The organism is Pseudomonas sp. GM21, from assembly GCF_000282215.1.
In the GTDB taxonomy this organism is placed as follows: domain Bacteria; phylum Pseudomonadota; class Gammaproteobacteria; order Pseudomonadales; family Pseudomonadaceae; genus Aquipseudomonas.
The window spans coordinates 1-22,433 of record NZ_AKJS01000035.1; the positions used below are offsets into that span (position 1 = coordinate 1).

20 protein-coding genes are annotated in these 22,433 nt (G+C 61.4%); all 20 read left to right on the plus strand.

Features of this window, described 5'->3' with window-relative positions:
* On the plus strand, positions 1–385 hold a 385-nt coding region (locus PMI22_RS22370; protein WP_007943929.1), incomplete at its 5' end, for a lytic transglycosylase domain-containing protein.
* Positions 386–591: 206 nt separating this feature from the next.
* Positions 592–6,417: a manganese-oxidizing multicopper oxidase MnxG gene (gene mnxG, locus PMI22_RS22365; protein WP_007943930.1), complete on the plus strand. Its 5,826-nt coding sequence runs from the start codon at positions 592–594 to the stop codon at positions 6,415–6,417.
* 142 nt (positions 6,418–6,559) lie between these two features.
* The gene (locus PMI22_RS22360; RefSeq protein WP_007943931.1) at positions 6,560–8,512 is read left to right on the plus strand and encodes a YncE family protein; all 1,953 of its coding nucleotides are present in this window, start codon (positions 6,560–6,562) and stop codon (positions 8,510–8,512) included.
* Between the two features lie 13 nt (positions 8,513–8,525).
* Positions 8,526–9,182, plus strand: coding sequence for an SCO family protein (locus PMI22_RS22355; protein WP_007943933.1), 657 nt, complete (start codon positions 8,526–8,528; stop codon positions 9,180–9,182).
* Positions 9,179–9,787, plus strand: a complete 609-nt coding sequence (locus PMI22_RS22350) for an SCO family protein (protein ID WP_007943934.1) — start codon at positions 9,179–9,181, stop codon at positions 9,785–9,787. Before PMI22_RS22355 ends, PMI22_RS22350 begins: the two co-directional genes overlap by 4 nt.
* Positions 9,788–9,796: 9 nt before the next feature.
* Positions 9,797–11,347, plus strand: a complete 1,551-nt coding sequence (locus PMI22_RS22345; RefSeq protein ID WP_007943937.1) for a cytochrome c/ABC transporter substrate-binding protein — start codon at positions 9,797–9,799, stop codon at positions 11,345–11,347.
* A 13-nt stretch (positions 11,348–11,360) separates the two neighbouring features.
* A complete protein-coding gene (locus tag PMI22_RS22340) occupies positions 11,361–12,314 on the plus strand; it encodes a peptidylprolyl isomerase (protein WP_007943939.1) in 954 nt (317 codons plus the stop codon).
* Positions 12,315–12,532: 218 nt separating this feature from the next.
* A complete protein-coding gene (locus PMI22_RS22335; protein WP_007943941.1) occupies positions 12,533–13,066 on the plus strand; it encodes a response regulator in 534 nt (177 codons plus the stop codon).
* 85 nt (positions 13,067–13,151) lie between these two features.
* A complete protein-coding gene (locus PMI22_RS22330; RefSeq protein ID WP_007943942.1) occupies positions 13,152–14,858 on the plus strand; it encodes a GspE/PulE family protein in 1,707 nt (568 codons plus the stop codon).
* Positions 14,839–15,642 carry a hypothetical protein gene (locus tag PMI22_RS22325; protein WP_007943943.1) on the plus strand — a complete coding sequence of 268 codons (804 nt, stop codon included), beginning with the start codon at positions 14,839–14,841 and terminating at the stop codon, positions 15,640–15,642. Before PMI22_RS22330 ends, PMI22_RS22325 begins: the two co-directional genes overlap by 20 nt.
* A 1-nt stretch (position 15,643) precedes the next feature.
* On the plus strand, positions 15,644–16,189 hold the full coding sequence (locus tag PMI22_RS22320) for a PilN domain-containing protein (protein ID WP_007943944.1): 546 nt from the start codon (positions 15,644–15,646) through the stop codon (positions 16,187–16,189).
* Entirely contained in the window at positions 16,176–16,724 is a 549-nt protein-coding gene (locus PMI22_RS22315; protein ID WP_007943945.1) for a GspMb/PilO family protein, read from the plus strand. Before PMI22_RS22320 ends, PMI22_RS22315 begins: the two co-directional genes overlap by 14 nt.
* A complete protein-coding gene (locus tag PMI22_RS22310) occupies positions 16,724–17,239 on the plus strand; it encodes a hypothetical protein (protein ID WP_007943946.1) in 516 nt (171 codons plus the stop codon). Before PMI22_RS22315 ends, PMI22_RS22310 begins: the two co-directional genes overlap by 1 nt.
* On the plus strand, positions 17,236–19,227 hold the full coding sequence (locus PMI22_RS22305) for a secretin N-terminal domain-containing protein (protein ID WP_007943948.1): 1,992 nt from the start codon (positions 17,236–17,238) through the stop codon (positions 19,225–19,227). Before PMI22_RS22310 ends, PMI22_RS22305 begins: the two co-directional genes overlap by 4 nt.
* A 2-nt stretch (positions 19,228–19,229) precedes the next feature.
* Positions 19,230–19,703: a type II secretion system protein gene (locus tag PMI22_RS22300; RefSeq protein ID WP_007943949.1), complete on the plus strand. Its 474-nt coding sequence runs from the start codon at positions 19,230–19,232 to the stop codon at positions 19,701–19,703.
* A gap of 4 nt (positions 19,704–19,707) precedes the next feature.
* Positions 19,708–20,082 carry a type II secretion system protein gene (locus PMI22_RS22295; RefSeq protein WP_007943950.1) on the plus strand — a complete coding sequence of 125 codons (375 nt, stop codon included), beginning with the start codon at positions 19,708–19,710 and terminating at the stop codon, positions 20,080–20,082.
* Entirely contained in the window at positions 20,057–20,596 is a 540-nt protein-coding gene (locus PMI22_RS22290; RefSeq protein ID WP_007943951.1) for a type II secretion system protein, read from the plus strand. Before PMI22_RS22295 ends, PMI22_RS22290 begins: the two co-directional genes overlap by 26 nt.
* A complete protein-coding gene (csgE, locus tag PMI22_RS22285; RefSeq protein WP_007943952.1) occupies positions 20,593–20,985 on the plus strand; it encodes a curli production assembly/transport protein CsgE in 393 nt (130 codons plus the stop codon). Before PMI22_RS22290 ends, csgE begins: the two co-directional genes overlap by 4 nt.
* Entirely contained in the window at positions 20,982–21,401 is a 420-nt protein-coding gene (locus PMI22_RS22280) for a curli assembly protein CsgF (protein WP_007943953.1), read from the plus strand. Before csgE ends, PMI22_RS22280 begins: the two co-directional genes overlap by 4 nt.
* 31 nt (positions 21,402–21,432) lie before the next feature.
* Positions 21,433–22,302, plus strand: a complete 870-nt coding sequence (locus tag PMI22_RS22275) for a CsgG/HfaB family protein (RefSeq protein ID WP_007943955.1) — start codon at positions 21,433–21,435, stop codon at positions 22,300–22,302.
* The last annotated feature ends 131 nt before the right edge of the window (positions 22,303–22,433 follow it).

Here is a 22,433-nt window from a genome sequence, read left to right on the forward strand (position 1 = left end):
GGCGGCCGCCACGGCCAATGAAGTGCCGGCGGCGCTGTTGCATGCGGTCATTCGCGCCGAGTCCCGTTACAACGCCGACGCGACGTCCCCCAAGGGCGCTGGCGGGCTGATGCAATTGATGCCCGACACCGCGCGGGAGATGGGCGTCAAGGATGTCTACGATCCCAAGTCCAACATCCAGGGCGGCGCCAAATACCTCAAGCGCCTGCTGACCCTGTTCGACAACGACATTGCCCTCGCGGTGGCGGCCTACAACGCCGGGCCGCAAGCCGTACTCAGCCGCGGCGGGGTAATCCCGCCATTCGCCGAAACACAGCGCTACGTGCCGGATGTTCTACGCCAATACCGCCGCTTGCAGGGCCTGGCCGTGGATGCGCCGTTGTAATCGAAAACCGCGTTCCCGCATCCCCCAATAGTGGGGAAAGATTGCCCCGGCAGAAAAGTGGGGAATAAACGGGGAATATCCCCCGACTTATCAAGTCGCAAACCTAACTATATGAAAAACAAGAAAATTATTTATGGCATGGGGATTGCTGTGCCGGTATCAGTCGAGAATTATTCCTGTGAACACCCACCGCGAGGCCCGTGGTCATGACCGGCAAACCTTACGCTCCGTCTGTGTTTAATCTGCTGCTGTTGGTGGCGTCGATGCTCGGCATCGAGGTGGCAGAAGCAGCCGTCCGTTGTGAACGAAACCTGGTGGCCAACGTCGTGGCGCTGGATCAGCCGCTGATGTTCAATCGCCTGGGTGCACAGAACGCTAACGGGATGATGTTTGCCCTTCGCCGGGACGTGGTCGATGACAACAATATGTCTCTGGCCCAGGGCGGGTCGGCGGTGCCGGGCAAAGTCTCGCTACGACCCGACAAGCGGCCGCGCCCACTGGTGCTGCGGGTGGCCGCCGGTGATTGCCTGACGATCAACCTGCAGAACCTGCTGGCGTATCAAGCCAACCCCGGCAAACACGAAGGCGTCGAGGAGGAAGGTGAAGAAGAAGTGGAAGTCGGCAATGCCGACGATTTCAAGGTCGATGAGCAAGTCACCGACCGTCACGTCGGGTTCCAGGTCAATGGCCTGCAAGCAGTCAACAGCATTGACGATATCGCCTCCTTTACCGGGCGCAATGCCAACACATTGATTCCACCTGGCGCCACCCGTTCCTACACCTTGTACGCCGAGCGCGAAGGCGCGTTTGCGGCCAGCAGCCGTGGCGCCACCTTCGGCGGTGAAGGCGATGCGGGCAACGTGGCCAACGGCCTGTTCGGCGAAGTGGTGGTGGTGCCCAAGGGCGGGCGCACCTATCGCAACACCGTGACCGAAGAAGAGATGCGCCTGGCCAGCTCGGGCCGTACCCCGGCCGGGCAGCCGATTGTCGACTACCAGGCGCGCTACCCGCAGCGCGAGCCGTGGATTCGTGAAGGCAAGGCCGGCACGCCGATCATCAACATGGTCGATGGCAATGAAATCATCTCCAGCGAGAGCGACGCGATCGTGATGGGCAGCAATGCCGACGGCAGCTTCCCACCGTCGACCTATCCACTGGAATCCATGGGAAAACGCAACCCGGCGCTGCCAAACCGGCTGGAACCGTTCCGCGATTTCGCCTCGCAGTTCCAGGATGAAGTTGCCGCGACCCAGGCATTCCCAGCGTATTGGGCAGACCCGGTGATGGCCCACGTGCTGGAACCGACCCGCGATTCGTTCATGATCAACTACGGCTCCGGCGGCATGGGCGCCGAAGTGGTGGCCAACCGTCTGGGCGTCGGGCCGATGCACGATTGCCTGTCCTGCGCCTATGAAGAGTTCTTCCTCAGTTCCCACACCGTGGGGGACGTGGCGATGCTGGTGGACGTACCGGCCAACGTCGGCCTGGAAAACATTCTGCCGGGTCAAACACCACGCGCCGACCAGATCGGCGTCAAGGCGACCATGGCGCTGTACCCCTCCGAGCCGTCGAACGTCAACCACAGCTACATCGGTGACTTCGTCAAATTCCGCAACACCCACAACGGTCACGAGCAGCACATTTTCCACCTGCACGGCCATCAGTGGCTGTTCAACCCTAACGACGATAACTCCGACTATGTCGACGCCCAAGGCATTGGCCCGGGTGCCGGTTACACCTATGAAATCGCCAACGGCGGTTCGGGCAACCGCAACCGCGTAGCGGGCGATGCCATCTATCACTGCCACTTCTACCCGCACTTTGCCCAAGGCATGTGGGCCATGTGGCGAGTGCATGACGTGTTTGAAGAAGGCACCAGACTCGAAGTCTCCCAACAGGGTAACGACGGCTATCACAGTGAACCTTACGCCCTGCGCAGCGGTAAGCCGGCGGCGGGCGCACGGGCCTTGCCTGACGGCGAGATCATTGCCGGCACGCCCATTCCAGCGGTTGTGCCGCTGCCGGGCAAAGCCATGGCGCCGATGCCGGGCAAAGTGGCGGTTGTGCCGAAGATCAGCGAAACCCTGGTGGCCAGTCATGACGATGACGATGAAGAGGGCGATGACGACGGCGAGCATCATGGCGGCAGCAGTGGTGGTCAAGCCATCGGTTCCCTGGCCCTGGTGGACCGCAGCGAAGCCAACCGCAACGCCGACGGCAGCCTGAAAAACCCTGGTTATCCGTTCTGGATCGGCGGCATGGAAACCTCGGTGGGCCAACGTCCGCCAACCCCGCCGCTGGACATGCTCGACGCCGCCAAGGCGCAATCCCTGAAAACCAGCGGCAATGCCTTGTGGGCCAACCTTGACCCGGCGCAGTCCGGTGGCTGGGACGGCGGTTTGGGCCGTCACTCCCTGGATGGATTCTCCTCCGGTGGTGAGGCGCACACCGTGACCACTTCGCTGGACTTCTCCAAGGAAGTGACTCGAGCCAAACCGATTTACATGCCTGAAGAAGGCACCGAAGTCGAACAGGCGGCCATGGCGTTCCACGCCAAAAAAGAACACGCGAGCTACGCCGTACTGCCAGGCAATCAAGTGGTGGCGCGCAACTTCCGCACCAACGGTGCCTTGCCGACGGCGGGTGCGCCGTACTACGAACCGTGCATGGACGATCGGCAAAAACGCCTGACCGCCAGCGCCGGCACGGGCGAGTTCAACAGCGGCGAACGGATCGACGGCCTGTCGTTCACCGGGTCGTCGACCTTCACCGCCGACCGTCCACGCATCTACAAAGCGGCAAACATCCAGTTTGATGCGGTGTACAACAAGGTCGGCTACCACTTCCCGCAAGCGCGCATTCTGGCGTTGTGGGAAGACGCCTGGCCGGTGATCACCAAACAGCGTCCGCCAGAGCCGCTGGTGATGCGCATGAACACCTTCGACTGCGTGCAGTACCAGCAAACCAACCTGGTACCGGCCATCTACGAGATGGACGATTATCAAGTGCGCACACCGACCGACGTGATCGGCCAGCACATTCACCTGCCCAAATGGGACCTGACTGCCGCTGACGGCTCGGCCAACGGCTGGAACTATGAAGACGGCGTGCTTTCCCCCGGTGCCGTGCAAGAGCGCATCCACGCGATTCGTCTGTTCAACCAGTGCGCAGGCACTGACCCGCGTGACGGCACGCCCGTTTGCCCGGTAGCCAAGGCGCATCCATTCTTTGGTCAATACGGCCGGGCTGACTGGGTGGGCGCGCGCACGGCGATGCAGCGCTGGTTTGTCGATCCGGTGGTGAACGCCAAAGGCGTCGACCGTGGCCTGGGGACCATTTTCACCCACGACCACTTAGGCCCGTCGACGCACCAACAGATCGGTCTGTACGCCACCGTGCTGGCAGAACCGGCCGGTTCCACCTGGTTCCACGCCGAAACCGGCGAGCCGTTGTACAGCGGCGCGCGGCAAGACGGCGGGCCGACCTCGTGGCAAGCGGTGGTGTCGACCGGTGACCTGGACGGCGACGGCAAGAACGACAGCTTCCGTGAGTTCTTCCTCGAATACAGCGACTTCCAGCACGCGTATGAAGCCGGTGTGTACGTCGGCGCCGGCCCCAATGGCGTGCCGGACGCCCAAGCCTTCCCGGCCACTGCTGACAGCTTCCGCTACGCGATCAACCCGCCGGTGCGCAACAACGCCAGCAACCTGTTGGAAGGTGTGGTCGAAGTTCAGGGCGGGATGGTTCCGGGCTGCCCAAGCCGGCCTTGCCCGCAGGCGATCTCTGTGGATGACCCGGGCATGTTCGTGGTCAATTACCGCAACGAACCGCTGGCCCTGCGGGTGTACGACCCGAACAAGGTCGGCCCGGATGGCAAACGCGGGATGCAGGCCGATGGCCTCGGCGGCGACCTTTCGTACGCCATGCAAAGCCGTACCGATCGGGCGATCCCGGCGATGAACCTGGCGCCCAACCAGATCACCGCCGCCACCGGCCCCACCGGCGGCACCACGCTGTTCCCGCCACACATCAACCGTGGCGGTGCGGAGCCGGGTGACCCGTTCACCCCGATGCTGCGTACCTACACCGGTGACAATGTGCGGCTGCGGGTGCATGCCGGCGGTCACGAAGAAGAGCACAACGTGACCCTGCACGGGGTGAAATGGCTGCAAAGCGGCTCCGGTTTTGGCAACAGCTCCAACTCCGGCTGGCGCGCGTCGCAAATGATCGGGATCTCCGAGCAGATGGGCTTCATTGCGCCGGTCTCGATGCTGTCCAGTTCGGCGGCAACCACCGGGGATTATCTGTACTCGATGGATGCGTCCCTGGAAGGTTACTGGAGCGGGATCTGGGGCGTGATGCGCAACTACACTGCGCAACGCAACGATCTGTTCGCACTGCCGAACAACCCGAAACCGGCCGGCATGCGCAACACCGTGGCTTTCGATGGCTCCTGCCCACGGATCAGCGCGAACCCGAACGGCATCGGCACCCGGCCTACCGTGCAACGCAACTATGAAGTGGTCGCGGCACTGGCCAACGACATCCTCGGCAATCCGCTGAACCTGTCCATAGCGGATCCGGCGGGGCTCGGCCAGCATGTCGGCGGGCCGTTGAACCCGGCGGGCGGCACCCTGGTTTACAACTCCAGAACGGTGAACATTCCTCAGGTCACCGTGACCGATCCTGAAGATGGCGAGACCTTCACCATCGGCGGGCAGAGTGGGCCGCTGCATGATCCGACCGCAATTCTGTATGTGCGCAAAAGCGATCTCGACCCGAACACCGGCAAGCTCAAACCCGGTGTACCTGTCGAACCGCTGGTGCTGCGTGCAGCGGCAGGTGACTGCATCAACATCACCCTGGAAAACCGCTTGCCAGTGGTCATGCCGGACTTGACCCAGACGGCGGTGATGCAAGGCATGGTCAAACGTGATCGCAACAGCGGCCAGGGCGCGACCACCTTCAGCAACAACCTGATGCGGCCGTCCAGCCACGTCGGCCTGCACGCGCAACTGCTGGCGTACGACATCACCAAATCCGACGGCACCAACGTCGGCGCCAACCCGATCCAGACCGTACCGCCACGCATTGGCAACAGCGGTGCGTACCCGACGCGTATTTATCAGTACTACGCCGGGCACCTGGAGCGTGAAGGCAAACCGATCACCCAACTGGGCCGTAATGTCGACAACATCATTTCCACGGCGGTGGAGTTCGGCGGGTTGAATTTCACCCCGGCGGATGTGATCAAGCAGCCACAAAAAGGCCTGGGCGGTGCGATGAGCATCCTGCCGGTTGGCGCCACCTGGGTTGAGGACGCGCGCAAAGTCAACGCCACGGTCACCGCGCCAGGGCAGACCCTCTACCGCGACTTCGCGATGGTCTGGCAGAAAGCCTTGAACATTCGCTGGGCCAATGGTCGGCCGGTGGAAGGTATTGCCGCTGAAGGTCAGGGGGTGCCGACCGATCCACAGGACAACTCCAGCATGGCCATCAACTACAAGACCGAGCCGATGTGGTTCCGTTTCGGCCTGCCGCCGGACGCGCCGTTCGGTCACGCCGGTGGCTTCGGTTACGGCGACGTGCCCAACGCACACATGGCCTACAGCAATGCGCTGGTGGGGGGCGATCCGCAGACGCCGGTGCTGTATGTCAAACCGGGGCAACCTTTCCGCACCCACATCATGATGCCGACCGGTGGCAGCCGTGGTTCGACCTTCCAGCTTGACGGTCACGTCTGGTCGGTCAACCCGTTCCTGTCGGAGAAGAGCGACACCGGCGGTTATCCGATGATGACGCCTGGCGTGGGTTCGGTGCGGTTCGGCTATAACCCGATGTCGATGTACATCGGCGCCCACGAAAGCATCCTGCCGGCGGCGCACTTCAGTTTCATGCACCCGAGCGCCGGGGGCAGTAATGCGATACCGGGCGATTACCTGTTCCGTGATTACGCGGCGTATGGCAACACCGCAGGGCTTTGGGGCTTGCTGCGGGTGACCAACGAACCAGAACCGGCGCCGGCGCCGTAAGCCGGGAGATGGGCTGTGGGAGCGAGCCTGCTCGCGATGAAGTCACCTCGGTGTTATGGGGTGAGGCAAATGACGCTATCGCGAGCAGGCTCGCTCCCACAAGGGTTGCGCGGCAGATACAGAATCAAGAGGGGAGAGAGCGATGAACAGGACCATCAAAATCGCCGGTTGTGCGCTGATTGCAGGGGGCGCGCTGATCAGTTTCGGCGTCTGGCGCACCGCGCCGATCAACAATCCGGGCAAGGTCGCTCAGCCTGACACCTGGAGCAGCCAGAACCTCTCCCGTGACGGTATTTCGGTGGCGCTTGAGGTCAAGCCGTTGGCCAAGGACGGTGTGCTGCGCGAAGGCGAATTTGCCGACGTACAGTTCCGGGTCAACGACAGTGCCTCGGGCCAGCCGTTGTCGGGCGTCAATCCCGGCGCCTGGCTCGACCCCGAAACCGTCGCCGCCGACCAGGCCCAGGGTCGCGAGCAAAGCTGCAAGTCGCGGGTCGGGGTGTTCCTCAAATCCAGCATTGGTGCGCGGCCGTTGCTGGACCTCAACAGCTATTTCCTGCTGGTGATGAATCGCGATGCCAGCGTTTCGGTGGTCGACCCGTCGGTGTCGGTGGGGGGCATCACCAGCACCATGGCCCGGATCAACCTCAAGCAACCGCCGATGGATTGGGTGACCCCGAAGGACAACAAACGGGTATTTGTGTCGATGCCGACGGCGGGGGAAGTGGCGGTGATCGACAGCGAGCAATTCAAGTTGCTGGAGTCGGTGGCTGCCGGCAGCAACCCGGTGCGTGTGGCCCTGCAGCCGGATGAGCGTCTGCTGTGGGTTGGCAACAACGCGTCAAAATCCGACGAGTCCGGCGTCACGGTGATCGACACCCACAGCCTCAAGACTCTCAAACACCTGGCCACCGGGGCCGGGCATCACGAAATTGCTTTCAGCAAGGACAGCCGGTTTGCCTTCGTCACCAACCGCGACGACGGCACTTTGAGCATCATCGACGTCGCCAGCCTGACCGTGAGCAAACAACTCAAGACCGGCTCGCACCCGCTGTCAGTGGCCTACTCGCCGCTGTCCCAGGCGGTGTATGTCGCCGATGGCCAGGACGGCACCGTGACCGTGGTCGACAGCGCCAGCCTGGCGGTGCGCCGGGTGATCAAGGTGAAGCAGGGCCTGGGACCGATGGGGTTCAGCGCTGACGGTCGATTCGGCATTGTGCTGAATACCCTGGAGAACCAGGCCTCGGTGATCGACGCCGCCACCGACTCGTTGATCCATGAACTGGACGTGTCGGCCGAGCCTTACCAAGTGGTGTTCACCAAAGCGTATGCCTATGTACGCGGACTGGCGTCGGCCAAAGTCACGATGATCAACTTGTCGTCGCTGGGCCAGGGGCGTACGCCGATCAGTCAGGGTTTCGAAGCCGGACCGCAGCCGCCACGGCTGGCCGGTGACCTGCCGCTGGCGTCGAGCCTGGCGGTGTCGCGGGATGACAACGCGGTGTTCGTGGTCAACCCGGTGGACAACACCACCTATTTCTACGCCGAAGGCATGAACGCGCCGATGTCCGGTTACCCCAATCGCGGGCAAGTGGCACGGGCGGCGATGGTCATCGACCGCAGCCTGCGCGAGGTCGAGCCGGGGCTGTACAGCTCACGGATCAAATTGCCGTCGGCCGGGCGTTTCGATGTGGCATTCCTGCTCAATCAACCGAACATCATTCATTGCTTCACGGCCTTGGTTGAGCCCGACAAACAACTCGCCCAACACGCTGGTGTGCCTAAAGTGGAGTTCATGCTCGACAAGGCAACGACCGCCATCGGCAGCCCTTACGTGGTGCGCTTTCGCATCGTCGAGGGCCAGCAGAAGATCCAGCGCAGCGGGGTCAAGGATGTTCACGTGCGCTACTTCCTCGCCCCGACTTCCCGGGTTCAGGAAGTCGCTGCTCTCGACGTGGGCAACGGCATCTATGAAGCCCCGGTAACCCTGGACCAGAACGGCGCGTGGTACTTGCACGTGCGTGCGGCGTCGCTGGGTGCGAATTTTGACGACAAGACTTTTGCCAGCGTGCGGGTTCTGCCCGGCATTACGAACTGAAGAGGACACCGACATGAACCGTTTCGCACATCATGGATTGCTGACGTTCTGCCTCTTGACTGCCGGTATCGGTCAAGCCCTGGCGCACTCGGCGGATGAGCACGCCGGGCACGACATGCCGGCCCAAAGCGCCAGTTCCGAACGTGCACAGGTGAAATTCGCCGACGTGGCACTGGTGGATCAGGACGGTCAACCGGTGCGCCTGGAGAAGGACCTGGTCAGCAACAAAATCGTGGTCATGAGCTTCATCTACACCAGTTGCACCACGGTGTGCCCGGTGGTGTCCTCGATCATGGGCAAGGTGCAAACGCAACTCGGTGCACGGGTCGGCGGCGAAGTGCAACTGGTGTCGATCAGCGTCGACCCGCAGCGCGACGACGCCAAACGCCTGAACGACTACGCCCGCAACTTCCAGAAAGGCCCCGGCTGGAGCTGGCTGACCGGTAGTTCGCAGTCGATCAATGAAACCCTCAAAGGCCTGGGCTCGTTCAGTGGTGACATCAAAAACCACCAGCCATTGATCCTCGTCGGCGACGGCAACAACCGTCACTGGACCCGCTACTACGGGTTCACCGACCCGGCAGTGCTGACCCGTGAAGTCGAGAAACTCAGCGGCCTGCGCAATACCCACGCCAAACACACCGCCATCGCCATGGAGCAACAGCCATGAGAGCACTCACCTTTACCCTCATGTGCCTGTTCAGCTTGACGGCGTTGGCCCACGAAGCGCACGAAGATGCCGCACCAGCGGTGGCTGCCGCGCAACCGGCGACCGGCACGCATGATGCCCAAACCTGGTTTACCGATACGCCGTTGCAGGATCAGAACGGCGAGACCTTGCGCTTCTACAGCGACGCCTTGCAAAACCGCGTGGTGCTGCTGAACGTGATTTTCACCAGTTGCAACGATGCCTGCCCGCTGATTACCCGCAAGCTCAAGGAGGTGCGTGAGTTGCTGGGCGACAAGGCGGATGGGATTACCTTTATCTCCCTTACCAGTGATCCGCTGCGTGATACACCGGCGGTACTCAAGGCCTATACCTTGAAACAGGGCGTCGATGGGCCCCACTGGCTTTTTCTTACCGGCGACAAGGCGCAAATGGACCTTGTCCTGGGGCGTATCGGCCAGATCGTGCCGACCCCCGAACAACACTCGACGCAGTTGATCGTCGGTGATGTGGCGAACAAGCGCTGGAGCAAAATTCGCCCCGATGCCCCGGCCGCCGCCATTGCTCAGCGCTTGCAGTTGCTGACCATGCCCGTGGCCGGTCGCTGAGTCCGCGCCATGAAAACGTCCCTCGTCCTCGGCCTGCTACTCCTTGGCGGCATTCCTATCGCCGCCCAGGCGTCAGCGTTGAGCCCCAGCGAAAGCGCGGGCAAGCGCCTGTACCGAGAAGGTGTGGCCGAGAGCGGTGAACCGGTCATGGCCCGGGTCGGCGCCGCCGATATGCTGCTGCCGGCCACCAGCTTGCCGTGCGCCAACTGCCACGGCGCTGACGGGCAGGGGCGGCCGGAAGGCGGGGTGCGCCCACCGGATATCAGTTGGTCGCGCCTTTCCAGCCGCTATGGCCAGGCACAAATCAACGGCCGCGACTACCCGGCTTACACCGAGGGCACGCTGGCCCGTGCCATTGCGCAAGGTCGCGACTCTGCCAACAACCGACTCGACCCGGCGATGCCACGGTTCGTACTGTCGATGAAAGATCAACGCAACCTCACGGCCTACCTCAAGCGGGTGGCCGATGACCGCGACCCCGGTTTGACCGACGACAGCTTGCACTTGGGCACGTTGTTGCCCAGTCAGGGCCCCTTGGCCGACGAGGGCGCCACAGTCGCGGCCATTCTCAGGGGCAGTGTGGCGCGGATCAATGCGGCGGGCGGTATTCATGGCCGGCAATTGCGCCTGACCATACTCGACCCCGGCCTGGATCGTGCAAGTGCCGAACGGGCGTTGGACCAATTGATCGATCAGGAACAGGTGTTCGCCCTGATCGCACCACTGGCACCGGCGCTGGACGCGGACCTGGCGGCGCGTCTGGAGCGGGCGGGGATTCCGCTGATCGGGCCGCTGTCGTTACAGGGCTCGGCGCAGGCCAGTCGCCAAATTTTCGAACCGTTGCCGGGGCTGCGCGAACAGCTGATCGCCCTGGCCAACTACGCCGCCGCCAGTTTGCGCGTGCTCCAGGGGCCGACACTGATTACCTACCCGGACGAACCGGGCCAACGGCTGGCGGCGCAAAACCTCGGGCAGTACCTGCAAGATAACGCTTGGCAGCAGGTGCGCTTGCAAGCCTACGACTCGATGCGGGACGAACTGCCGCTGGGCTCGCGGTCGGTGTTTTACCTGGGCAGTGGCACCGGCTTCAGTCGTCTGGCCGAACGTTTGCAAACGGCGGGGCAGGTGCCTTACCTGTTCGCAGCGTCGAATCAGGTGGCCGGCGACGTGTTGCAATTGCCCAGTGGATTTTCCCGACGGTTGTTTTTGGCCTACCCGTTCGTGCCCAGTGACTGGACGCTGGCCGGACGTCTGGCGCTGACGCAATTGCGCGAAAAACAGGGGCTTGGTGGTCAGCACGCGGTGCTGCAGGTCGGCGCCTACAGTTCGATGCAATTGTTGAGCGAAGGCATGAAGCAGGCCGGGCGCGACGCCAGCCGCGAGAAGCTCGTCAGTGCCCTGGAAGCCCTGCACGATTTCGATACCGGGCTGACCCCGCTGATCAGCTTTGGCCCGGGGCGTCGCCTGGGCTTGAGCGGTGCACATGTCGTCACCGTGGACCTGCCCGACCGGCGCTTCTTCCTGGTTGCCCCCTACAAACCCATTGCTGTCATGCCTTGACCGGAGGCCGATCATGAAACTCAACATTGCGCTGATGCTGCTGACACTGTGGGTCCCGGTGGCGTTCTGCAACAACGGGCCGGCCGCCGCGCGGGTCAATGGCGAGGAAATTTCCGAGTTTCGTCTGGAGCGCTATTTCGCCGAATTTCTCGAAGATCAGGGCAGGGCCGTGGGCAACATTCGTAACCCCAAGGCCTACAAGCAACTGCGTCAGAAGGCGCTGGATGCGTTGATCGACAAGGAGTTGTTGTGGCAGGAAGCGGTCAAGCGCGGCGTGGTCATCAGCGACGCCGACGTGCAAAACCAGGTCGCCCAGACCCGACAAGCGATCGGCGGGCCTGAGGTGTTTGCCCGCCGGCTCGAAGATGCCGGTTTCGATGAAGCCAGTTTTACCGAGTACACCCGCCGTGAATTGGCCGCCCAAAAAGTTTTTGCCGACCTGATTCAGGTGGACAAGCCGGATGAAAAAGAGGTCAGGGCATTTTACGAGGAGCACCGCGCCGACATGAGCCGGCCGGAAGAAATCCAGGCCCGGCATATCCTGATCAAAGTGCCGCAAGGTGCCGATGCCGCCACTGTTGAAGCGGCACGTCTACGCTTAACGGAGATGCGTGTAAAAATCAGCCAGGGCGAAGACTTTGCCAGCGTTGCCCGGGCCGGCTCCGAAGACGCGACAGCCAGTGAAGGCGGGGACCTGGGCACCTTCCCTCGTGGCCGCATGATGCCGGAGTTCGAAGCGGCGGCCTTTGCTCTGTCGCCCGGTGATGTCAGTGAACCGGTGCGCACGCCACTGGGTTGGCATCTGATTTATTTAAAGAACCACTGGGATGCAGCCGATGTCACAGAAACTCAGGGGCTTGAAATGGTACGGGCGTACCTTGCCCGACAGGAACAGGCCCAGGCTCGTCTGCAAGTTTTGGCGCAGCTTCGATCAACCAATCGAATCGAACGGATTGATGATGATTGATGCTTGTTCCCCAATTGTGGGGAAAGCATCATTGCAAATCCTTGCGCTTCCCCGTCTTTGGGGGACGGGGTTCGCGAGCGAAAAAATTTTATGATGGAAATCAAAGAGATGTTCCGGTCAAAAACTGGCTCTCAGTCTGGCATGAAGTGTGCGTTAGCCTAATTAAGGCGCGTACTCCCAGGAACGGAATTCGGACCTGCGGTTACAAGGAGTCGACCTTGTTGAACAGAATACTGGTTGTTGAAGACGAACAGCTTCTTGCACAAAACCTCCAGGATTATCTGGGGGCGCAAGGGCTTGAAGTCCTGGTAGCGAACGACGGTGCGAAGGCCATCGGCGAAGCCGAAAAATTTGCACCCGATGTGATGGTGTTCGATTACCGCTTGCCCGATATGGAAGGTTTTGAGGTGCTCGATGCCATCCGCCAAAACAGGAAGTGCCACTTTGTGCTGATTACCGGGCACCCAACCGCTGAAGTCTGTGAGCGGGCCCGGCAACTGGGAGTCAGCCATATCCTGTTCAAACCGTTTCCGTTGGCGGAATTGGCCCGTGCAGTCTGTGACCTTTTAGGGATGAAGCGCGAACCCAGAACGGGCGTGAGCACTGCCGAAGGATTCGTCGAACGACGCCAGAGCAGGACCGAGAGTTTCCCGCTGCAGTTGTACGACGGTAGTTGGGTGCTTGCGGATCGCCGACGGAAGACATCGGCCTCCATGGCGCCAGACGACGAACAACTGCTCACCGGGGAGTAATTGGCGCGACAAGACGTTCCGGCACCCGCCGCAATGACTCGCCGCGCCGACAGGGCTCAAAGCCCCGGGTGTTGGAGAGCATTTCATGGATCGTCTATCCCTTGCCGTCGAACCGGCGTTGTTGGACTGCGTACCGTCTCGTTTTTCCAGTGAGCAATTAGCCCAGGCCCGGGCCCGCGCCACCACTTCCGGCGAACGGGTACTCGAAGCCCTCGGGGTGTTGTGCGAACTGGACCCGATGCCCTTCATCCAGTGCCTCGGCACCACCCTGCATTATCCGGTGCTCGACACCGACAGCCTGTTCAAGGCCATCCCGGTATTCGACCGGGTCACCCTGGCCCAATGCCTCAAGCGTGAATTCATCCTGCTGCGTCACGACGATGCGGTCATTGGTGTGTTTGCCGACCCCTTCGATACGGCGCGCCTGGCCTGGATCGACGACTGCCTGCACGGTGCGCCGCTGTACCTGGTGCATGCCGACGACCTGAAAGCCTACCTGGCGCGTCACGAAGAGAGCTTCCACGCGGTGGAGTCGCTCAACGCCCAGGCCGACGGCAACACCGAGATCGACACCCTGCAAAGCCTGTCCCTGACGAGCATCAGCGAAGACTCCAGTGTGGTGGTCAAGCTGGTGAACTCGACCCTCTACGACGCCTTGAAAATGCACGCCAGTGATATCCACTTGGGTACCACCGGAAGCGGCCTGGTGATCAAGTACCGGATCGATGGCGTACTGAACAACATCAGTAAAATCCAGGGCAACGAATTCGCCGAGCAGGTCATTTCCCGGGTCAAGGTCATGGCAGAACTGGACATCGGCGAAAAACGCGTGCCTCAGGATGGCCGCTTCAAGATCGGCATCAGCGGCCGGCAGATCGACTTTCGGGTATCGATCATGCCGAGCATTTTCGGTGAAGACGCGGTGCTGCGGGTTCTCGACAAACAAGACCTGGCCGACAAGGTCAGTGGCGTGCAGTTGCAGGCGCTGGGCTTCGAAGAGGAAACCCTGCGCCAGCTGCGGCGCCTGGCGGCTGAACCTTACGGCATGGTGCTGGTGACCGGGCCGACCGGTAGCGGCAAAACCACCACGCTGTACGCGATGATCACTGAGATCAACCACGGCGTGGACAAGATCATCACGATTGAAGATCCGGTGGAGTATCAACTGCCGGGCGTGCTGCAAATTCCGGTCAATGAAAAGAAAGGCCTGACCTTCGCCCGTGGTTTGCGCTCGATCCTGCGCCATGACCCGGACAAGATCATGGTCGGTGAAATCCGCGATCCGGACACCGCGCAAATCGCCGTGCAATCGGCACTCACCGGTCACCTGGTGTTCACCACCATCCACGCCAACAACGTGTTCGACGTGATCGGTCGTTTCACCCAAATGGAAATCGACCCGTACAGCCTCGTGTCGGCCCTCAACGCGGTGCTGGCGCAGCGCTTGATCCGCCTGGTCTGCGCCAGTTGCAGTGCGCCGGTCACACCCACCGACGACGAGTTGCAGGCGTCGGGTCTCGATCCAAAAGAAGTCGGGCATTACCACTTTGTGCATGGCAAAGGCTGCGGTCACTGCCGGGGGACCGGCTATCGCGGACGCAGTGCGATCGCCGAGCTGCTGCACCTGGACGATGAACTGCGGCAAATGATTGTTGAGCGCCAACCCATTTCGAAAATCAAGGCCCACGCGTGCAAACGCGGCCTGCGCCTGCTGCGCGAGTCGGCACTGGAACTGGTGCAACAGGGGCGGACCACGCTTGAGGAGATCAATCGTGTCACTTTTGTCTCGTGATCGTTATGTCGCCGTGCTCGGCGCCAGTGGTGTCGGCCTGGGCCAGCGCAAAGGCAGCGAAACCCTGTGGCTGGGCAGCGTCGGCTTTATCGACGAAGGCTTCCATGCCTGGGCCGTCGCCCTCGAAACCCTCGACCGTTTGCTGGGTGAACATGCGCCTGCGGGTGCGGAGTTGAGTGTGGTGATTTCCGGGCACTTCAGCCGTTTCTGCCTGGTGCCCTGGAGCGATGCGATCAGCACCCCCGACGAATTGCTCGGGTTCGCCCAGCTGTGCTTTGAAGACCTTTACGGTGTACCGGCTCAACCCTGGAGCATCGTGCTGTCGGCCGAACCGGCGCGGTATGACCGGATCGCCACGGCGCTGCCGCAAGACTTGCTGACGCGCCTGCGCAGCCTGGTCAGCGGTCGCGGCCTGCGCTTGCGTTCGGTGCAGCCGTACCTGATGGCCGCGTTTAACCACTTCGACAAGAGCTTTGACGGTGACGACTTTCTGTTTGTGGTGGCCGAGCCGGTGCGCAGTGTGCTGCTGCTGGCGCGGGAAGGGCGTTGGGTGGCGGTGCGTTCGGTAGGCACCAGTGACAGCGACGCCTCACTGACCGCACTGATCGGCCGTGAAAGCCAGCTGCAAGCCTCCACCAGCGAACGGCCGTTCAATCTCTACCTGCATGCCCCGGCGCGCATCGACTCACACCCCGACGTACCCGGTGTGCAGTTGCGCACCCTTGAAGAAGACCAGACATCCGTACGCGACAGTTTGTACGTCATGTCTCGGACGGTGGCCTGACATGCGCCCGCTGATGCTCGACTTCCAGCCGCGTCGTCGTGCCGGCCCATTGGGCTGGAGCTTGCTGGGCGGTGGCGTGGTACTGGCGCTGGTGTGTCTGGTCGCCCAGCACCACCTCGACGAACAGGCCTCGCAACAGCAAGGCCATTTGCAACACGCCCAGCGTGCGCTCACCGGCGACACCGGCAGCAAGGTCACACTGACCCCGGCGGAAACCCGCGAGCAGGCACAGAACCTGGCCGAAATGCGCAAAGTTTCCCAGCAATTGCGCCGGCCTTGGGAGCGCTTGTTCTCCATGCTCGAAGCCATGCCGCGGGAAAACGTCGCCTTGCTGACCCTGACCCCGGATGCTCGCAAAGGTCAGGTGCGCATCAGTGCCGAGGCGCGGGATCTGGAGGCCATGCTCGAATTCCACCAACGCCTGGAAGCCAGCGACGAGCTGTCCGACGTGTCGTTGCTCAGCCACGAAATCGTCGCCAACGTGCCGGAACACCCGGTGCAATTCAACCTGTCGGCCAGTTGGGAGATCGGCGATGCGAATCCCTAAATTGATCGTCCACGAATACCTGCAAGGTTTGGGTGTTCCTGGCCTGGCGGGCCTGGCGCTGTTGCTGGTAGCCCTGGTTTATGGTCTGGGCGCCCTGGTGCCGGACTGGCAAGCGCTGCAACAGCTCAGCCAGCAGACCCGTGAAGCCGGCGAGTACCTGGCCAAGGTTGAAGACGGCAGCGTTGCTGCCCCGGTCGTACCGCAACGTCAGCTCGATGACTTCCGCAGCAAATTGCCGTCGCAGCCTCAGGCCACCGTGGCCATCGACAAGATCTACGCATTGGCCGCTCAGGAACGCATCACTCTGGCTCGCGGCGAGTACTCACTGGGTATCGACCCCAAGACACACCTGGCCCGCTACCAGATTCTGCTGCCGGTGCGCGGCAGCTATCCGCAACTGCGGCGCTTCCTGCACGCCTTGCTCGGCCAGTTGCCAGCGGTGGTGGTGGAGGATGTGGAGTTCCAGCGTAAAAAGATCGTCGACACCGACCTGACCGGGCGAATCCGCATGACCCTCTACCTGTCGAGGTCATGATGAATACCAAACGCGTAATGGGTTGGGTGGCGTTCTTCGGCGTGGCCGCAGGGCTGGCCTGGGGACCTCAATACTTCCAGCAAGCGGAGGAAGGTGAGGATTCAGCCGCCGTGACCACCCCGGTCAAAGGCAAAACCGGCGGAGCACTGCCGGCGGTATCTGCCGATGGCAAACCAGCGGTGATCAAGGACCTCAGCCCGTCCGGCGACCTCTTTGGCTCGCGCAGCTGGAAGCCGGCACAGACCCTGGCCCGCGTCATCGAACAACCCGTCAACCCAACTCCGGTGGTCCAAGCCCCCAGCGTACCGCCGATGCCTTTCCAGTTCATTGGCAAGCTTCATGACCGCTCCGACCTGCAAGTGTTTTTGCAGAGCGGCGAAAAAATATACGTCGTACGCAAAGGGGATGTGATCGACGACAACTGGCGGATCGAGCGGATTTCCGATGTGGAACTGAGCTTTGTCTACTTGCCTCTGCATGTGTCCCAGACTTTGTCTGTGGGGAGCGAGCAATGAATAAATCCCGTTTGCTGTTGAGCGTCTGCATCGTTGCAGCGCTGGCCGCGTGCAGTTCGGCGCAGATCGCGAACAAGGAAGGGACCGAGCTGATCGAGTCGGGGCAGTACGAAGCCGGCCTGGCGCGTATCGAAGAAGGGTTGCGCGAAGACCCTCGCGATACCGCTCTGCACATAGCGCTCACCAGCGGTCGGGCGCTGGCAGTGACATCGTTGCTGACCCAAGGCGACATGGACCGCGCACAACGCGATTTCGCCTCTGCACGCATGGCCTATGGCCGGGTACTGAACATCGAACCGAACAACCGTCGCGCTCAGGACGCGCTGCGTCAACTCGAGTACCTGCGCAGCATGGATGAAAAACTCGAACTGGCCCGTGGGGATTTGCGTCGTGGTGACATTTACGGGGCCGACCGTCAGGTCAGACAGATCCTCGAACTCGACCCCCAAAATCAAGGCGCCCTGGAGCTGCAAGCCAACATTCGCCTGGTGCAGAGCCGCAACGTGATTCAGTATCCACAACTGCGCACCCGCCTGGACCGTCCGGTAACCCTGGAATTTCGCGACGCCAACTTGAAAACCATCTTCGAAGTGCTGTCCCAGGTGGCCGGGTTGAATTTCATTTTCGACAAGGACCTGCGCCCGGACATGAAAGCCACGATCTTCGTGCGCGACGTGCGCATCGAAGACGCCGTGCAACTGCTGCTGCAACAGAACCAGCTGCACCAGAAAGTGGTGAACGAAAACACCTTGCTGATCTACCCGGACTCGCCTCAGAAGCTCAAGGATTACCAGGAGCTGGTGATGCGCACCTTCTACCTGACCAGCATCGATGCGAACACCGCGCTGAACATGATCAAAACCATGCTCAAGACCCGCGACGTGTTTGTCGATGAACGCCTCAACACCTTGACCATGCGCGACTCCGAAGACGCCATCCGCATGGCGGAAAAGCTCCTGCAATCACAGGATCAGTCCAACCCGGAAGTGGTGCTGGAAGTCGAAGTGATGGAAGTGGCGCGCCAACGGATTCTTGACCTTGGCCTGCAATGGCCGAACACCTTCGGCGTCATCAACACCGACGGTTCGCCCGTGACGATCCTCGATCAACTCAAAGGCATCAACTCCGACCGGATCACCATTTCACCGTCGCCGCAAGCCAAGATCAACGCGCAAGACAACGACATCAACACCCTGGCCAGCCCGGTGATTCGTGTCACCAACCGTGAACAGGCGCGCATTCACATTGGTCAGCGCGTGCCGATCATCAGTGCGACCTCGGTACCGTCGACTCAAGGGCCGGTGATCACCGAAAGCGTCACCTACCTCGATGTCGGTCTCAAGCTCGAAGTGCAACCGATCGTGCATTTGAACAATGAAGTGGCGATCAAGATCGCCCTGGAAGTCAGTAACGCCACGCCGCTGGAACCGACCCGCCAGGGCACTATTCCGGTTCAGGTCGATACCCGCAACGCCCAGACCACACTGCGCCTGCATGACGGCGAAACCCAAATCCTCGCAGGCCTGGTGCGTAACGACCATGGCAGCACGGGTAACAAGATCCCGGGCCTGGGTGACATTCCAGGGCTTGGCCGCTTGTTCGGCAGCAACAAGGACACCGTTGGCAAATCGGAACTGGTGCTGTCGATCACGCCACGGATCGTGCGCAACCTGCCTTACCAGAGCCCTTCAGACATGGAATTCCAGACCGGCACCGAAACCAGCATGCACGTCCAGGCACCGGATCGCGGGATGCAAACGTCGATTGAGGCTGAACACAACGCACGGCAGGTGGCGGGTGTTACCAGCCAGGTGACTGGCGGCCGGGCAGTTTCTGGCGTGACCACCCAAGTGACTGGCGGCCGGCCAGTGGCAGGCGTAACCACCCAGGTGACTGGCGGTCGGGCAGTGTCTGGCGTAACCACTCAGGTGACTGGCGGTCGGCCGTTGGCTGCAACCGCCACTCAAGTGACCATCGAGACTCCTTGATCATGAGCGCCTCGCAACGCGGTTTTACCTTGATCGAAGTCGTCGTGACGCTGGCCCTGATCGGCCTGTTGGCTGGTATGGCCGCGCCGCTGACCGAGACCATCGTGCGCCGGGGCAAAGAGCAGGAATTGCGTACTGCGCTGTACCAGATTCGCGACGGCATCGACGCCTACAAACGCGCCTTTGACGCCGGCTATATCGAGAAGTCGCTGAACAGCAGCGGTTATCCACCCAACCTTCAAGTGCTGGTGGAGGGCGTGCGCGATGTGCGCAGCGCCAAGGGCGCCAAGTTCTACTTTTTACGTCGCGTACCCCATGACCCGCTGACAGCGGTCAAGCGTGACGACGAAGGTGGCTGGGGCTTGCGCTCATATGACAGCACGGCTCAAAACCCGCGCGACGGTGAAGACGTCTTTGACGTCTACTCCAAGGCCCGGGGCAAAGGGCTCAACGGCATCGCGTACCGGGAGTGGTGAGCATATGCGTCGGGAAAAGGGGTTTACCCTGTTGGAGCTGATGGTAGTCATGGCAATCATCGCGACGCTGATGACCATTGCCTTGCCACGCTATTTCAACAGCCTCGAAACGTCGAAAGAAACCACGCTGCGCCAGAGCCTGTCGGCGATGCGCGAAGCACTGGATCACTACTATGGCGACACCGGACGTTACCCCGATTCGCTCGATCAACTGATCGAGCAGCGTTACCTGCGCAACGCGCCCATGGACCCGATTGCCGAGCGTAAAGACACCTGGGTTCTGGTTGCGCCACCGGATGGCGTGGCGGGTGGGGTGGCCGATATCAAAAGTGGAGCCACAGGGAGGGCACGTGATGGCAGCCTTTATTCAGAGTGGTAAGCCCACCGATGAGGCGGGATTCACCTACCTGGGCGTGCTGTTCCTGATCGTGGTGATGGGCATGGGCCTGGCCAGTGCCGGTGAGTTGTGGGCCACCGCCTCGCGCCGCGATCGGGAACGTCAGTTGCTGTGGGTCGGCACCCAATACGCCCAGGCACTGCGCAGCTATTACCGCAGTTCACCAGGCCTGGCCCAGTATCCGAAAGAGCTGGCAGACCTGCTTTCGGACGAGCGTTTTCCATCGCCAAAACATCATCTGCGCCAGTTGTATCCGGACCCGATTGGCGGTGGGGAATGGGAGTTGATGCTCGGTTTCGACGGGCGCATCACCGGCATCAGCAGCCCTTCGACGGACACGCCGCTCAAGCAGACTGACTTTCCCAGCCAGTGGTCAGACTTCAACGGCATGGCGAGTTACAAAGACTGGCAGTTCGTGGCCGAGAAGGCCTTCCTTGACGGCACGTCGGGCCCACCGAAAAACCAGTCTGCACTGCCTCAGGCGCTATCGCCATGAACAGGCACTGGTTCGCGGCCCTGATCCTCACGTGCGTGGCGTCCTTCGCCAGCGCCGCCGAAGAGGAGGAAATGCTCGGGTTCATCGTCGATGACACGATCTCGCACATTGGCCACGACTTTTACTACTCGTTCAGTGAACGACTGCGCGCCACCAGTCCGATGGATTTCAACCTGGTGGTACGCGAACGACCTTCGGCACGCTGGGGCAGCCTGGTGACCGTGGAATATCAGCAGCGACTGGTTTATCGACGCTTCCTGCCACCGAACACCGTGGAACTCAAAGACGACGCCTATCAGGCCGCCGATTGGGTTCGCGGGCAAATTGTCCAGCGCAAGCTGGAGGCCTTATTGCAGGACACAACGGACCTGGAGAGGGACGAATTATGAAATCAAAAACGTTCTGGCAGCGCACCGGCATTTTACTGCTCTGGCTGGGAAGCGGTGGTTTGGTCCAGGCCACGGAGCTGGTCTATACGCCCGTCAACCCCTCGTTCGGTGGCAACCCGTTGAATGGCACCTGGCTGCTCAACAACGCTCAGGCGCAGAACGACTATGACGACCCTGACCTGAACAACCGCACCCCCGTGGCCGGCACTTCCGCGCTGGAACGGTTCACCAGTCAGCTTCAATCGCGCTTGCTGGGGCAAGTGTTGGACAACATCTCTTCCGGTAACTCGGGGAGCCTTTCTACCGACGCTTTTGTTGTCAACGTTGTCGACGATTCGGGTTCACTGACCATTGAAGTGACCGACCGCGCGACCGGTGAAATTTCGGAAATCCAGGTTAACGGCCTAAACCCTTGATGGGGCTTTCGGTCGATGGGGAGTTGGGGACATGAAAAAAATAATAGTGCTAGGGCTGTTGTTGGCGACATTGCAAGGTTGTGGTCTGCGCGAGCCGGTGTCGGCCGAGCAGGACACCGAAACCCCGACCCTGACACCACGGGCGTCGACCTATTACGACTTGCTGAAAATGCCACGACCCAAGGGCCGGTTGATGGCGGTGGTGTACGGATTTCGGGACCAGACCGGGCAATACAAACCGACCCCGGCCAGTTCGTTTTCTACCAGCGTGACCCAGGGCGCGGCGAGCATGTTGATGGATGCGATGCAGGCCAGCGGCTGGTTTGTGGTGCTGGAACGGGAAGGGCTGCAGAACCTGCTGACCGAGCGCAAGATCATTCGCGCCTCGCAGAAAAAAGCCAACACACCGGTGAACATCCAGGGTGAACTGCCGCCGCTGCAAGCGGCGAACATGATGCTCGAAGGCGGGATTATTGCCTATGACACCAACGTGCGCAGCGGCGGGGAAGGGGCGCGCTATCTGGGGATCGACATTACCCGGGAGTACCGGGTGGATCAGGTGACGGTCAACCTGCGGGCAGTGGATGTGCGCAGTGGTCAGGTGTTGGCCAACGTCATGACCAGCAAGACGATCTACTCCGTGAGCCGCAGTGCCGGGGTGTTCAAGTTTATCGAGTTCAAGAAGTTGCTGGAGGCGGAAGTCGGCTATACCACGAATGAACCGGCGCAATTGTGTGTGTTGTCGGCCATTGAGGCTGCGGTCGGGCATTTGCTGGCGCAGGGGATTGAGCGGAATATGTGGCAGGTGGCGGGGGATAATTCGCCTGCTAACAATGAGACGCTCGACCGTTACCTGACTCAGAACAAAGTGGTTCCCGAGGGGGAGGGTGGGGCGGAGTGAGCCGAGGCGGCCTTCGGGCCGACCTGGCTCCCCCGGATGCACACCATTCAAATTGTGGGAGCTAGCCTGCCAGCGATAACGGCCTGACAGCCGACTAGTTTCTTGCAGATGTACATATCCATTTCTGCGGT